This is a genomic window from Halobellus sp. LT62 (genome assembly GCF_037031285.1).
In the GTDB taxonomy this organism is placed as follows: Archaea; Halobacteriota; Halobacteria; order Halobacteriales; family Haloferacaceae; genus Haloquadratum; species Haloquadratum salinisoli.
In genome coordinates this window covers 1,369,256-1,383,903 of record NZ_JAYEZO010000001.1, presented here as the reverse complement: position 1 = coordinate 1,383,903, position 14,648 = coordinate 1,369,256, and the positions used below count along the sequence as shown (strand labels likewise).

At 65.8% G+C, this 14,648-nt stretch carries 14 protein-coding genes; all 14 read right to left on the bottom strand.

The features are described from left to right. Positions 1–18: 18 nt before the first annotated feature. The gene (locus U5919_RS06840; protein WP_336023034.1) at positions 19–1,533 is read right to left on the bottom strand and encodes an NADH-quinone oxidoreductase subunit N; all 1,515 of its coding nucleotides are present in this window, start codon (positions 1,531–1,533) and stop codon (positions 19–21) included. Next, positions 1,533–3,059 carry a complex I subunit 4 family protein gene (locus U5919_RS06835; protein WP_336023032.1) on the bottom strand — a complete coding sequence of 509 codons (1,527 nt, stop codon included), beginning with the start codon at positions 3,057–3,059 and terminating at the stop codon, positions 1,533–1,535. Before U5919_RS06835 ends, U5919_RS06840 begins: the two co-directional genes overlap by 1 nt. After that, a complete protein-coding gene (nuoL, locus tag U5919_RS06830; protein ID WP_336023031.1) occupies positions 3,056–5,074 on the bottom strand; it encodes an NADH-quinone oxidoreductase subunit L in 2,019 nt (672 codons plus the stop codon). The genes U5919_RS06835 and nuoL overlap by 4 nt, the downstream gene beginning before the upstream one ends. Before the next feature lies 1 nt (position 5,075). Beyond that, positions 5,076–5,378 (bottom strand): NADH-quinone oxidoreductase subunit NuoK, encoded by a 303-nt coding sequence (nuoK, locus tag U5919_RS06825; protein WP_336023030.1) that lies wholly within the window; start codon positions 5,376–5,378, stop codon positions 5,076–5,078. Next, positions 5,378–5,731 (bottom strand): proton-conducting membrane transporter, encoded by a 354-nt coding sequence (locus U5919_RS06820; RefSeq protein WP_336023029.1) that lies wholly within the window; start codon positions 5,729–5,731, stop codon positions 5,378–5,380. The genes nuoK and U5919_RS06820 overlap by 1 nt, the downstream gene beginning before the upstream one ends. Beyond that, positions 5,728–5,988, bottom strand: coding sequence for an NADH-quinone oxidoreductase subunit J (locus U5919_RS06815; protein ID WP_089768442.1), 261 nt, complete (start codon positions 5,986–5,988; stop codon positions 5,728–5,730). The genes U5919_RS06820 and U5919_RS06815 overlap by 4 nt, the downstream gene beginning before the upstream one ends. 113 nt (positions 5,989–6,101) lie before the next feature. Next, the gene (locus U5919_RS06810) at positions 6,102–6,563 is read right to left on the bottom strand and encodes a NuoI/complex I 23 kDa subunit family protein (protein ID WP_336023027.1); all 462 of its coding nucleotides are present in this window, start codon (positions 6,561–6,563) and stop codon (positions 6,102–6,104) included. Next, positions 6,560–7,618 carry a complex I subunit 1/NuoH family protein gene (locus tag U5919_RS06805; protein WP_336023026.1) on the bottom strand — a complete coding sequence of 353 codons (1,059 nt, stop codon included), beginning with the start codon at positions 7,616–7,618 and terminating at the stop codon, positions 6,560–6,562. Before U5919_RS06805 ends, U5919_RS06810 begins: the two co-directional genes overlap by 4 nt. Then, a complete protein-coding gene (locus U5919_RS06800) occupies positions 7,618–9,288 on the bottom strand; it encodes an NADH-quinone oxidoreductase subunit D (protein WP_336023025.1) in 1,671 nt (556 codons plus the stop codon). The genes U5919_RS06805 and U5919_RS06800 overlap by 1 nt, the downstream gene beginning before the upstream one ends. Then, positions 9,285–9,995: an NADH-quinone oxidoreductase subunit B gene (locus U5919_RS06795; protein WP_336023023.1), complete on the bottom strand. Its 711-nt coding sequence runs from the start codon at positions 9,993–9,995 to the stop codon at positions 9,285–9,287. Before U5919_RS06795 ends, U5919_RS06800 begins: the two co-directional genes overlap by 4 nt. Next, positions 9,992–10,405, bottom strand: a complete 414-nt coding sequence (locus tag U5919_RS06790) for an NADH-quinone oxidoreductase subunit A (RefSeq protein WP_336023022.1) — start codon at positions 10,403–10,405, stop codon at positions 9,992–9,994. The genes U5919_RS06795 and U5919_RS06790 overlap by 4 nt, the downstream gene beginning before the upstream one ends. A gap of 92 nt (positions 10,406–10,497) precedes the next feature. Next, positions 10,498–11,148 (bottom strand): 5-(carboxyamino)imidazole ribonucleotide mutase, encoded by a 651-nt coding sequence (gene purE, locus U5919_RS06785; RefSeq protein WP_336023020.1) that lies wholly within the window; start codon positions 11,146–11,148, stop codon positions 10,498–10,500. Between the two features lie 37 nt (positions 11,149–11,185). Continuing rightward, positions 11,186–12,382: a 5-(carboxyamino)imidazole ribonucleotide synthase gene (locus U5919_RS06780; RefSeq protein ID WP_336023019.1), complete on the bottom strand. Its 1,197-nt coding sequence runs from the start codon at positions 12,380–12,382 to the stop codon at positions 11,186–11,188. 178 nt (positions 12,383–12,560) lie between these two features. Beyond that, a complete protein-coding gene (locus tag U5919_RS06775) occupies positions 12,561–14,630 on the bottom strand; it encodes a flippase activity-associated protein Agl23 (RefSeq protein WP_336023017.1) in 2,070 nt (689 codons plus the stop codon). Between the last annotated feature and the right edge of the window lie 18 nt (positions 14,631–14,648).

Below are 14,648 nucleotides of genomic sequence, written 5' to 3'. Positions count from 1 at the left end.
CCGTGGAAAAAGGTGGGTTTAGAACAGCGCCGCGGCGACCGACTGGGCGGTCTCGATGACCGGGCCGAAGCCGGGGAGCAGCAGCAGCGTGCCGAGCCCCGCGAACAGGACCGCGGCGTAGAGGCCGACGGGTCGGCTCTCGATCTCGAGGTCCTTCGCGGGCGATTCGATCCACATCGCCTTGACGACGCGGCTGTAGTAGAACAGCGACAGCGCGCTGTTGATCGCGCCGACTGCGGCGAGCCACCAGAACCCGGCCTCGATGGCCGAGAAGAAGAGGGCGTACTTCGAGAGGAAGCCCCCGAATGGCGGCAGACCCGCGAGGCTGAACATAAACACCGTCATCGCGACGGCGGCGATGGGCGCGACGGACGCGAGGCCGTTGTAGTCCTCGAACGTCCGGCCGACGCCCCAGTGTTCGACCATCGCGATGAACAGGAACGCGCCGGTGTTCATAAAGCCGTAGACGAGCAGGTGCGCCATCGACGCCCCGAGGACGTCCCCGTTCGGTCCACCGGCAGTCAGCGCCGCGAGACCGATCAGGGCGTAGCCCGCGTGCCCGATCGAGGAGTACGCGAGCATCCGCTTGACGTTCTCTTGGGTCGCCGCGGCGAAGTTGCCGAGCGTCATCGTGACGACGGCAAGCACTTGGAAGGCGAGCACCCAGTCGACGCCCGCCGGAATCGCTCCGAGCGGGAAGGCCTCGACGAAGATGCGGAACCCGACCGCGAAGCCGGCGGCCTTCGAGGCCGACGAGAGGAACGCCGAGATCGGGGCGGGCGCGCCCTCGTAGGCCTCCGGTGCCCAGAAGTGGAACGGCACGGAGGCGGTCTTGTAGGCGACGCCGCCGGCGATCATCAGCACGCCGACGCCGAGAACGCCGACCATCTCGGTTCCCTCGCCGAGCGCGCTGGCGACGTCACCGAGGATGAGCGATCCCGTGGTGGCGTACACGAGGCTGATGCCGAAGAGCATCACGCCCGATGAGACCGAGCCGATGAGGAAGTACTTCAGCCCCGACTCGACGCTGCCGCGGTTCTTCTTGAGGAACGCGACGAGCGCGTACGAGGGCAGCGAGGCGAGTTCGAGGCTGATGAAGATCGTCGCCAGCGAGTTCGCCATCGACATCAGCGTCATCCCGGTCGCCGCGAAGAGCACAAGCGAGTAGAACTCCGCGCGATGGGCGTGATCCGCGAGGTAGTCGTAGGCCGCGACGGCGACCATCGCGGTGACGACGGTGAAGATGAGCGTGAAAAAGAGGCTCATCCCGTCGACGACCATCGTGTCGCCGAACAGCGATATCGCACCGCCGGTGTGTTCCTGTCCGGTGCCCGCGACGAGGAACCACGCCGCGACGGCGAAGGCCAGCAGCGACCCGGCCGCGGAGACGGCGGCCAACAGTGTATTGGACGTTTCCTCGGGATACAGCGTGTCGATCCCGAGCAGGACGAGACCGGTCAGCCCGAGCAAGATTGCCGGCAGCATCGCGGTCCACGCGGCGACCGGTTCAGACTGGAGTGCAACGTCGAACATCACAGCCCACCCCCGTTGAGGATCGGATTAACGGCGTCTTGGATCATCCCGAAGAACAGGTCGGGCGCGACGCCGAGCACGATCGTCAAGAGCAGCAGCACCGCCAGCGGCGCGACGTCGTGGAACGGCGCGTTCGTAATCTCGTACTCGCCGTCGAAACTGAACGGCCCGAACAGCGTCCGCTGCATCGCGAAGAGCAGATAGCCCGCGACGATGACGATTCCGAACATCGCCGCCGCCGTGAACAGCGGCATTCCGGCGTGGACGGTCGACTCGAAGGAGCCCTTGAAGATGAAGAACTCGCCCGCGAAGCCGGCCATCAGGGGCAGTCCCATATAGCCGAACGCGCCGGCGACGAAGATGCCCGCGGTGACGGGCATCCGGTCTGCGATGCCGGACATATCGCCGACCATCCGCGTGTGCGTCGTGTTGTAGATGACGCCGACCGCCATGAACATCAGCCCCGAGATGAGGCCGTGGGCGATCATCTGGAACGTCGCGCCGCCGACCCCGTAGGTCGTGTACGCGACGAGGCCGAGGATGACGTAGCCCATCGACGAGACGGAGGAGTACGCGACGATGCGCTTGAGGTCCTCCTGTGCGAGCGCCAACATCGCGCCGTAGATGACGCTGATGACGGCGATACCCGCAATCGGGACGACCAGCGCGGTGGCGACGTCGGGCATCATCGTGAAGTTGAACCGCAGCAGCGCGTACGTACCCATCTTCAGGAGAACGCCCGCCAGCATCACCGACACCGGCGTCGGCGCTTCGACGTGAGCGTCGGGCAGCCACGTGTGCAGCGGCGCGACGGGCACCTTCACCGCGAAGCCGAGGAACGTCGCCACGAAGGCGACGGTCTTCAGTGTCGCGGTGTCGAGTCCGGCGAAGCCGCCGAGTTCGCCCGCCCGTAACGCTTGGGCGATCTCGGGCAGGCGCATCGACGACACCGAGTCGCCGAGGCCGAACACGAGTGCGATAAAGCCGATGAACATCACGAGCGACGCGATGTTCGTGTACACGAAGAACTTGATCGCCGCGTAGCGGCGGTTCGGACCGCCCCAGACGCCGATGAGGAAGTACATCGGGACGAGGACGGCCTCCCAGAAGACGAACCACGCGAAGAAGTCCAAGGCGGTGAACACGCCGAGGAGGTTCGCCTCCATAAAGAGCATCAGCCCGTAGAACTGTGACTGCCGTTCGGCGATCGGCGTCCACGCGCTGATGATCGCAAGCGTCGTGAGGATCGTCGTGAGGACGACCAGCGGCAGGCTAATTCCGTCGACGCCGACGAACCAGTGTAAGTCGAGGCCGCCGAGCGTCAGCCAGACGACGTCCGTCTCGAACGCGATGGAACCGCCGAGTAAGGCGTTCCCGCTCGCGTCGTACTGTGCCCACATCCAGAGGCTCCCGAGGATCGGGAGCGCGCTGAGTGCCGCCGCGAGTCGACCGGCGTACTCGTCGGGAGCGACGAACACGACCAGCGCGGCGAGGAACGTGACCGCAATGAGCGCTTCAATAATCATACGAACCACCCTCCGAGAACCCCGAAGGCCAAGAGCAGCGCCGTCAGTCCGAGCGTCAACAGCGCCGCGTAGTTACTGACGACGCCCGTCTGGATCCGGCGGACGCGACCGCCGGTGAACAGACTAACGCTCGAAACGCCGTTGACGACGCCGTCGACGACGCCGCCGTCGAACTTGTTTGCGGCGCGGGCGACGGGTCGGGTGACGCCGTTCGCCAGCCAGACCTGGTATTCGTCTTGGTAGTAGTTGTTGTACAGCAGGGCCTTGATGCGACCGAGCCGATCGGTGTGACGGATCGGCTCGGGGACGTTGTACAGGAGGTACGCGAGCCCGGAGCCCGCGAGCGCGAGGCCGAGAGAAACTGCGGCTCCGACCGCGACTGTCGTCGCCTCAGAGCCGATGTACGACGAACTGTACGGGATGAGGTCGGCGTAGTGGTGCGCGGTTAGCCCCTCGAATCCGCCGTCGAGCCACTGGTGGAGGAAGTCGATCCCCGCGATTCCGAGGAGCTTCTCGATCGGCACCATATTGACGACGCCGGCCACGGTGGCGAGGATCCCGAGGACCACGAGCGGTCCCTTGACGTTCCAGCGCACGCTGTGCGGGTCGCGCGCGGTCTGTGACCGTGGGTTGCCGTGGAACGTTAAGAAGACCATCCGGAAGGTGTAGAACCCGGTGAAGAAGACGGCGAGCAGCCCCATCGCGTACGCGCCCAAGAGCAGCGGATTTCCGCCAAGGCCGTGGATGAGCGTCTCATACAGGACCTCGTCTTTCGACCAGAAGCCGGCGAACGGGAAGATGCCCGCCAGCGCGAGCGACCCCGCGAGGAACGTGTAGTAGGTGACGGGCATCTTGTCTTTCAGCCCGCCCATGTCCCACATGTTCTCGTTGTGGTGCATCGCGATGATGACCGACCCGGCCCCGAGGAAGAGCAGCGCTTTGAAGAAGGCGTGCGTCATCAGGTGGAAGGTCGCGGCGACGTAGCCGCCCCCGCCGAGTGCGAGCATCATATACCCGTACTGGGAGATCGTCGAGTACGCCAGCACCTGTTTGATCTCGCGCTTGACCAGCCCCATCGTCGCGGCGAACAGCGCAGTGAAGCCGCCGATGAACGCGATGATCGCGAGCGCGGTCGGCGAGATGGCGTAGAAGCCGTACATCCGCGCGACGAGGTAGACCCCGGCGGCGACCATCGTCGCGGCGTGGATGAGCGCAGAGACCGGCGTCGGGCCCTCCATCGCGTCCGGCAGCCACGTGTGCAGCGGGAACTGCGCGGACTTGCCGATCACGCCGCCGAGCACGAGCAGGCCGACGATCGTGAACCACGTCTGCGGGTCGAAGCCGAACGTAGTCACGCTCGCCTCACCGTTGAGTGCGGCCTCCGCGAGCGCGGGGAACGACTCCGAGCCGGCGAACGCCGCCGTGCCGAACGTCGCGAAGACGGCGACGACGCCGACGAGGAAGAAGTAGTCACCGAAGCGAGTGACGAGGAACGCCTTCTTCGCGGCGCTCGGCGGCCCCGGCTCCCGGAAGTGGAAGCCGATGAGCAGGTACGAGCACAGCCCGACCAGCTCGAAGAACATGAACGCCATCAGGAGGTTGTCAGCGACGACGAAACCGAGCATCGACGCCGTGAACAGACCGAGCCCGGCGTAGTACCGCGGGAGACCGGTCTCGCCCTCGTCGTTCATATAGCCGAGACTGAAGACGTGGACGAGGAACGCGATGAGCGTCACGATGAGCAGCATCATCGCCGACAGCGGATCGATCAGGACGCCGAACGTCAGATCGACCGCGTCGAGGCCCTCCGCCCACGTGTAAATGGTCGCATCGTACGTCTGTCCCCCGGCCACGGTGAGCACCGTCGCGATCGACAGGAGCAGCGATCCCGCCGTCGCGGCGATGCCCGCGTAGGCACCGCCTTTCGGCAGGCGGTCACCCACCGAGAGAGCGACGAGGAACGAGACGAACGGCAACAACACGATCGCGGGTGCGAAGTCGAGTATTCCTGCCATCTTACCACCTCATCGTCGTCGCGTCGGTGACGTCGACGCCGTCGAAGTTGCGGTACAGTACGAGGATGATACCGATCCCGATCGCGACCTCGGCGGCGGCGAGCGCCATCGTGAACAGCGCGAACGTCTGCCCCGTGACGTTCCCCCAGACGTGGGAGAACGCGACGAGATTGATGTTCGCGGCGTTCAGCATCAGTTCGACCGACATCAGGAACAACAGCGCGTTGCGTCGCGTCAGGATGCCGAACAGTCCGATGCAGAAGACCGCGGCGGAGAGAAGCAGATAGTACTCCGGTGGCACCATTACTCCTCACCTCCGAACAGCTGTTCTTTGAGCGCTCGGCCGCCGTCGGTGACGAGTCCCCGACCGCCGCCGTCCTCGCGACGAGCGAGGTGCACGGCACCGTCGAGTGCGACGTCGAGCGTGATCGCGATCACGAGGAACGCGACGAGGAAGCTCTCGCCGGCGACGTCTCCGAGATCCAAATTGAACATCGCATAGCCGATACTGGCCGTGATGTTCGCCCCCTCGGCGAAGCCCTGCGGTTCCGGCATCGACGACGAGAGGATCGCCGCGGCCATCACGACGAACAGCGCCGCCGCGGCGAGGCCGGGAACGAGATGCGAACCCAGCTTCAGTTCGGGTTTCGTGGTCATGTGCTACTCACCTCCGGTTGTGTACGCGTCAGCATCACGGCGAACGTGATGAGGATGAGAACCCCGCCGACGTAGACGAGGATCTGCATTGCGGCGAGAAACTCCGCCTGCAACATCACGTAGTGCACCGCGACGCTCAAGAGCGCGCCCCCGAGCAGGAGTGCGGAGTGCCAGATGTCCCGCACGAGGACGACGCCCAGGCTGCAGCCCACGGTCACGAGGGCGAACAGCGCGAACGCGATGGTCTCATAAACCATTGTGTGTGTCTCCTTGAGGTATCCCTTTGAAGATTTCGAGAAGTCCGCGCCCGGGCCCGTCCCGGCCGACCGGACTTTGATCGGCGGTCTGTCCCGCTTGCCGCGGACTCACCTCACTGGTAGTCCACCTCGCCCTCTCCCTCGCCGATCCACGCGCCGCGGTCGGGTTCGCGGGAGTTGAGCGGGTCGATGTCCTTGTACCACGGGACGTTCTTCAGCTGCTCTTTGTTGTAGACGAAGTCGTCTTTCGTGTCGGCGACGAACTCGAAGTTCTGCGTCAGCAGAATGGCGTCGACGGGGCAGACCTCCTCGCAGAGCCGGCAGTAGATACACTGGCCGATGTGGAGGTTGTACTGCTCGCCGTTGCGCTGTTCGTCCATCACGATCTGGATCGTGTCGTTCGGACAGACGTTCTCGCACTGTCGACACCAGATACAGCGCTCTTGGCTGAACTTGTGGACCCCGCGGAATCGGGGGCTCACCTCGGGCGCGACGTCCGGGTACTCGACCGTGAACGTCTCGCCGTCCAGCGCGTGTTTCATCGTCGTCGCCATCGATTTGAGTACGCCGATCATGCTATCACTCCCACGATTACGGCCGTGAGCACCAAGTTAGCGAACGAGAGCACGAGCATTCCCTTCCAGCCGACATCGAGGAACTGATCGATGCGGAGCCGGGGAATCGCCGAACGCGCCCACTGGGTGAACAGGTAGAACCCCCAGATCTTGATCAGGAACCACACGAATCCCGGCAGGACCGGTCCGGCCGGGCCGCCGAGGAACAGCGTCGCCGCGAGCGCGCCGCCGAGGAAGATGTGGATGAACTCGCCGAGGTAGATCAGCACAAAGTACACAGAGGAATACTCGGTCTGGTACCCGGCGACGATCTCGGTCGGCGCTTCCGGCACATCGAAGGGGTTGCGGCCGACTTCGGCGAGATTCGCGACGACGAACAGCACGAACGCGAAGGGGTTGACGAACGCGAACCACTGCGGGATCGTCACGCCCGCGATCGTCAAGAGCGGCTCGGTCTGCTGGGCGACGATCTCGCTCATCTGCAGCGTGCCGGTGAAGATGATCACCGACGCCGCGGTGACGATAAGCGGGATCTCGTAGGCGATGTTGGAGGCGATCGCCCGAAGCCCGCCGAGCAGCGAGTACTTGTTGTTCGACGCGTAGCCCATCATCACCAGTCCGAGCGACGCGATAGAGGACGCCGCGAAGGCGAACACCGCGCCGGTCTCGGGGTCGGCGAGATGGATGCCGTTCCCCATCGGGATGACGGCGAAACCGAGCAGCGCCGAGAAGGGAACGAGAAGCGGACCGAGGTCGTACGCCGGTCGATCGACGCCCTCCGGAATCACGAGTTCCTTCGAGAGCAGTCGGACGGCGTCGGCGACGATCACGAGGAGGCCGAACGGGCCGACGCGGTTGACCGCGATTCGGTCCGTGAACGCGGCGGTGATCTTCCGCTTGGCCCACGGGCCGGCGATGGCCGTCTGGATCAAGAGGATGTTCGCGATCAGGAACGCGCCGAGTAAGCCGCCGACGATCTCTCCGACCGTCCCGGAGAGGCCGAGGAGGCCCGCGATCCGCTCGGGGAGGAGCACCTCAGACTGCAGGGGGAGCATCAGCGGTCCACCTCGCCGAGGACGATGTCGAGGCTACCGAGCGAGGCGACCATGTCCGGGATGTACTCGCCGTTACTCATCTCGGGTAGCGTCTGGAGATTCGAGAAGCACGGACTGCGGATCTTGAAGCGACCCGGCTTCTCGGTGCCGTCCGCTCGGATGTAGATGCCGAGTTCGCCCTTCGCGGCCTCGACGGCACGGTAGATCTCTTTGTCGTCGTCGGGGCGGAGCGTCCGGGGCACGTTGGCCTGGATGTTCCGCTCCTCCTCGGGCCAGTCTTCGAGCAGGTCGACACACTGTTCGATGATCTTCGCCGACTCTTCGACCTCTCTGAGGCGAACGAGCAGGCGACTGAAGTTGTCGCAGCCGTCCTCGGTGATGACGTCCCACTCCAACTCGTCGTAGTAGCCGTAGGGGTCGTCGCGGCGGAGGTCGTAGTCGATTCCGGAACCGCGGGCGACGGGGCCGGTCGCGCCGTAGGACTTCGCGACCTCCGGCGGGAGGACGCCCGTGCCGATCGTCCGCGACTGCAGGATCTCGTTCGAGGTGATGAGGTCGTGGTACTCCTCGACGGCCTCCGGGAGATCGTCGAGGAAGTCGCGGATCAGCTCGAAGAACTCATCGCGCGGCTCGGGGAGGTCCCAGACGACGCCGCCCAAGCGGAAGTAGTTGAACATCATCCGCTGGCCCGTGAGCTCTTCGAGGACGCTCTGCACTTTCTCGCGGTCCCGCATCGCGTACATAAAGATCGCGGTGAAGTCGCCGTAGACGTCGAGTGCGAACGTGCCGACGGCGAGCATATGGGAGGCGATGCGGCAGAACTCCGCGCCCATCGTCCGGATGATCTGGGCGTACTCCGGTACCTCGATGTCGTTGAGGTCCTCCGCCGCGCGGGCGTACGCCCACTCGTTGAGGAGCCCCGACGACGCGTAGTCCCAGCGGTCCGGGTACGGCATAATCTGGTGACGATACGTCTTCGTCTGGCACATCTGCTCCTCGCAGCGGTGGAGGTAGCCGATGTCGGGGTCGACGTCTGCGACCTGCTCGCCGTCGAGGACCGTCTTGATGTGCAGCACCCCGTGTGTCGCGGGGTGGTGCGGGCCGATGTTGACGTACATGGTGTCGCCCTCCTCCTCGCGGTGATCCTCGGCGAGGGGGTTCTCCCACTCTTTGAGCGTGACGATCTGCGGCCGGTCCTGATCGTAGTTCTGCGAGAGTGGGTGTCCCTGCCACGTGTCCGGCAGCAGGATCCGACGCAGGTCCGGGTGGTCGTCGTAGTCGATGCCGATCAGGTCGTAGGCCTCCCGCTCGTGCCAGTCGGCCGTCCGGAACACCGGTTCGGCGGACTCGCTGACGGGATCGTCCTTCGTCGTCGGCACGACGACGCTCACTTCGCGCTGTCGGTCGTCGAAGCTCGTGAGGTGGTAGATCGACTCGTAGCGGTCCTCGCGCTCCTCGGCGGTGACACACGAGAGGTGATCGAACCCGGCCTCATCGCGGAGCAGCGTGAGCGTCTCTTGGACGCTGTCCGGTCGGATGACGAACCCGGGCGCGTTGACGTGCTCCTCGCGGTCGACGACGAGGTCGCCGAGCAGTTCGGCGATCTCGTCACCCTCGGTCGGCAGCACCTCGACCGCGCCCTCTTCTGGGGTCGGTTCTTCGAGGCTCATGGCGAATCAGCCCAGTTGTAGCGCATCACCAGATCGTCCTCGTCGATCTGCTCGGCGAGTTTCTCGACGATTTCGTCCTGTTCGAGGTCGTTGAACTGTTCGAGCTCGTACGGCTTCACCGTCACCGGACTCGACTCGCCCTCGGCGATGCGCTGTTGCAGCTTCGCGACGCCGTAGATGAGCGCCTCAGGACGCGGGGGGCAACCGGGGACGTGGATGTCGACCGGGATGACCTCCTCTGCGCCCTTGATGACGTTGTAGCCCTCTTGGAACGGACCGCCCGAAATCGTACAGGAGCCCATCCCAACGACGAACTTCGGCTCGGGCATCTGGTCGTAGACGCGCTTCATCCGCGGGGCGAACTTCGAGACGATCGTTCCGGGGACGATGATGACGTCAGCCTGTCGCGGCGACGCGCGGGGCACCCCGGCCGCGAACCGGTCGAGGTCGTGTTTCACCGAGTACGTGTGCATCATCTCGATGCTGCAGCAGGCGATTCCGAACTGCAGCATAAACATCGAGGAGCCGCGGACCCAGTTCATGAACTGGTCGAACTTCGTGAGGATGAACGGCGAGGAGCCGAACGCCTCCCGAAGCTTCGAGTTGAAGCGGTTGTCCGCGCCAGCGCCCGTCATCCGGGCGTCCCGCGTGTCGGTCTGTACCTGCGTGTCGTCCGTGACGAATGGTGTGTCTCGTTCGCTACTCATGCGTTTCTCTCCGTCTTCCGGCGGTTAGCCAGCGGGCTTTTGACCCACTTGACCGCGCCGTTGCGCCACGCCCAGACCAGTCCGACGACGAGGATGCCGACGAATGCGAGCATCGGCAGCAGTACCGTCGAGAGGGCGACTCCCTGATCCAGTGCGGGCCGGTAGATGACGGCCCACGGGAAGATGAGAACGGTTTCGACGTCGAACACGACGAACAGCAGCGCGACCATATAGTACTGGATGTTAAACTGGACGCGTGCCGTGCCGGTCGGTACCTCACCGCTCTCGTAGGTGGCGCGTTTGCCTTGTTCGGGGACCGACGGGCGAAGGATCGCCGAGACCGCCATCATCCCGAGCGGGATGCCGACGGCGACGAGCCCGAGTGCCCCGATTGCTATCCATTCACTCATTCCGTAGTCTCCCTGACGTTCGCAGGTTAGAAGCGCCCCCCCATAAGCGTTGATTTATACCGCCGCGGCGTCCCCGACGGCCGAGACGTCAGTTACTCTTCGCGTCGGCTCTCGACGTACGCGTCGACGCCGAGATCGTGGAGGTCGCGCGAGTCGCGGGCGACGCCGCCGACCAGTCCCTCGTGGTACTCGACGAGCCGCTCTCGCAGCACGTCGTGCTCGCGAGAGAGAATCTGTGCGGCCGACAGCGCGGCGTTGAACGATTTGCCCGCGTCGACGGCGACGATGGGCGCGCCGGTCGGCATCCCGATCACGGAGTCGACGGACTTCTCTTGGACGGGGACGCCGACGACCGGGATCGGGTACGCGATCGAGGCAGTCATGTTCGGCAGGTCCGCGGACTTGCCGCCCGCGCCCGCGATCACGACGTCGAGTCCGCGCGCCTCGGCAGTCTCGCCGTAGGCGTACATCAGCTCCGGCGTCCGGTGCGCGGAGACGACGTACGTCTCGTAGGTAAAGCGCGAGTCGGGCGCGTCGCGGAAGTCCGTCTGCTCGGCGAAGCCGAGTTCCGAGAGCGCGTCGTGCGCGCCCGACATCGTCTCCAGATCCGAGTCCGACCCCATGATGATCCCGACGTCGGGGGTCGTTTCGGGATCGACGTCGGCGTCGGCTTCGGCGCGGAGTCGGTCGATCAGGTCCTGTACGGTCACGTCGCTTTCGTCGGCTGGCGTGTAATCGGTCATTGCTGTCTCTGGGATGGTTGGTTCGGACGCGACTCGATCACTCGAACGTCAGCGCGTCCCTGATTTCTCTCGCGTGCGCGAGGAGCCTTTCGCTGTCGCCGTCGCCGGCGTCGGTATCGGCGCACGCGGTGTCGCTTCGCTCACTGTCGCCGTCACCGGTCACGGTGACGTGTCCCATCTTCCGCAGCGGGCGCACCTCGCTCTTGCCGTACCAGTGCAACGAGGCGTCCTGATTTTCGAGGACAGCCTCGACGGTTCCGAGTCGCGCCGGCTTGGACTCCTCGACGGTTCCAAGGACGTTCGCCATCACAGTGGGACAGCGCAGGCGGGTCGATCCCAGCGGCCACCCGAGGACGGCGCGGACGTGCTGTTCGAACTGCGAGGTGCGCGCGCCCTCGATCGTCCAGTGTCCGGAGTTGTGCGGGCGCGGCGCGATCTCGTTGACCGAGATGTCGCCATCAGGGGTCTCGAACAGCTCGATCCCGAAGACGCCGCGGCCCGAGAGCGTCGAGAGGACGTCGCGGGCGACCTCGTCGGCGCGCTCCAGTATCTCATCACTCGTGCGCGCAGGGAGGATCGTTTCTCTGAGGATCTCCTCCTCGTGGACGTTCTCGCCGGCGGGGAACGTGCGGACCTCGCCGTCGCCCTGCACGGCGATCACCGACAGCTCCCGCGCGAAGTCGACGAACGTCTCGGCCATCGCGGGACCGCCGACGGCCTCGATCGCCTCGTCGGCCTCGGCGGGGTCGGTCACCGGGACGTTCCCCCGGCCGTCGTAGCCGCCGGTTCGGGCTTTCAGCATCACCGAGCCGAACTCATCGAGCGCGTCTCGGAGGTCGTCGGCGTCGTCGACCTTCCGGAACGGCGGGACGGGCACGCCCGCGTCTTCGAGCGCGCGCTTCTGGACGAGCTTGTCTTCGATCATCGAGAGCGTCGCCGGGTCGGGGTTCACCGAGAGGTCGAACTCGTCGGCGACTTCATCCAGCAGGTCGGCGTCTGCGAGTTCGATCTCGAAGGTCAGCGCGTCGACCTTCGAGGCGAGTTCGCGGAACGCCTCGGGGTCGTCGAAGTCGCCGACGACCTGTTCGCGGGCGACGGGCGAGGCGGGACACTCCGGCGTCGGATCGAGAACGACCACGTCGACGCCGAGCGGGGCGGCCGCCTCGGCGAGCATCCGGCCGAGTTGGCCGCCGCCGACGACGCCGAGCGTGGGTCCGGGTACGGTGACGGTCACGGGCGAGGATACTGGACGATACTGAATAAAGTTTGCCGAATCTCACAGATGGTTATACACATATATGCTCACAAACCGGAAGTACGTCGTCGGTGAACCGCGACTGCGACCGCCGTCATCGACCCCGAGCGTGCGCCGTCGACAGACCACGGTTTCGACCGTCGTCGTCGAACCGTGATTACGACGTCGCAGCCGACGATTCGGACTCGTACTCCGGCGCGACGCGCCGGAGTTCCTCGCGATCGATGAAGACGACGACGCTGTCGCTCCACAGTCGGAACTTGTGCTCGAAGGCGGCGTATCCGGACAGCTCTCTGGAGACTTCGTTTCGGTCGTAGCCCTTCGCGATCACGACCGGCGGCGGGTCCGAGAGCGTCTCGCTCAGGTCGGCGTCGGGCGGCGAACTCGTTACGTTCGCGTCGGCGCGTTCGAGATACCACGGCAGCGGCAGCCGGTCGTGCCACGCTGGCCCCCCGGGCGGTGCCGTATTCAGCGACGATTCGTCGCGCACGTAGAACAGCGTCTCGTCGCTGCCCGGCGGACTCGTCCCGACGAAGAGGACGTCGGCACCCTCGTCGTTTTCGGCCGCGACGTCGCCGACGACTTCGATCGTCGGCTTCAGCGAGTTCTCCGGCTGTGCCCACTGAAGCACCTGTTTGTCGGCCTCGTCGGTGGAGTTGAAGTACGCGGCGTTCGCGCCGGCGACGCCCCCGATAGCGGAGAGGAGAATGAGCGCCGCGAGCCCGACGCTCACCGCGTCTCGTGAGTCGAGCGCGTCGCGCGCGGCGTCGACGATGAACGCGACGCCGACCGCCCCCGGAATCGCCAGCGGCACGATCACGTGGATCGCCGCCCACGGCGCTTCGATGTCGGTCGCGATCGGGTAGCCGAACAGCGACGCGACCGCCCAGTACGTCGCGAACGTGACGAGTTCGCGCGGCCCGTCGCCGAAGAGCCCGTACCGGTCCGCGACGACGCCCAAGAGGCCGAACGCGATGAGCGCCGGCGCGCCGTAGACGAGCGACTCGACGAGGTCGACGAGATACGGCAGATACGGGTGGTCCTGATGGCCGCCGCCGCCCCACGTTTCGGTCAGTTTCTCGGCCGCGCCGACCGTCCCCGCGTCGAGCACGTTCGGAAGCTGTGCGGGGTTCGAGAGCGCCTGCCAGAGGTCCGGCCGCGGCGCGTAGAAGAACACGGTGATCGCCAGAAACAGGACGAGCGCGCCGCCCCCGGTGGCGAGCACGCGGGCGAGCGAGGCCTTCGCGGTCGGGCCGTGCGCCGTCAGGCTCCGCGAAACCGAGGTGCGCCACCGCCCGACGACGGTGCGAGCGGACTCGCCTCGCGCCCGTGAGGCGAGCAGCCGGTGGTCGGCGATCAGCGCTCCCGCCCCGAGGAAGCAGAGCACGTACAGCAGCGCGTTCGCCTTCGTCGTGAACGCGAGCGCGAAGAATGCGGTCGTGGGGAAGGCGTACCGCAGTCGGCCGGTGTCGAAGCCGCGGACGACGAGGCCGAGCGCGACGACGGAGAACGCGGCCACGAGGACGTCGTTGCGCATGAACCGCGAGTAATAGACGACGAGGGGGTTCAGCGCGAGCAGCGCCGCGAGCGCGACGAGTTCGGTGTCCCGGAGCCGCTCGCGGAACAGCCACGCCGCCAGCGGGAACAGCCCGCCGACGAGAGCGACCGGGAGGCGCGCCGCGAAGTCCGAGACCGGAAGGAGCACGAACAGCCAGTCGTTGACGATCGGGAGGAACGGCCCGTGAACGATCGGCCGATACGTGTGCACCCCCGTCTCGTGGTAGCGGAGGATCCAGTAGCCGACGCGGCCCTCGTCCCAGTGGAAGATCCGACCACCGAGCGCGACGAGACGGAGCACGAGCGCGACTGCGGTGAACCCGAGGACGCCGAACAGCGCGTGCCGTCGGGTCGATCCGGAGTCGTCCTCGCCGTCCCCGTTCGACGGCCGAGACGGCGATCCGGATTCCGCGCTCTGTGACGCGTCGTCGGCGAGGTCGACGTGCTCTATCGCATCGTCGCGTTCGTCTCGACGGTTCGGCGTCGTATCGGAATCGGCAATCGCGTCGGCGTCATCGCCGGCACCGGCGGCGTTGTCAGCGTCGCTCGCGATGTCGGTGTCGACGTCGCTCTCAGTGTCGGTATCGACATCGATATCGACCGAATCCGCCGGTCGCGTCGCTTCCGAGGAGGGTTCGTCCGTCTCGCGGGGGCCCTCGTCAGGGCTCATTGCCGAAGTGTGCACGCC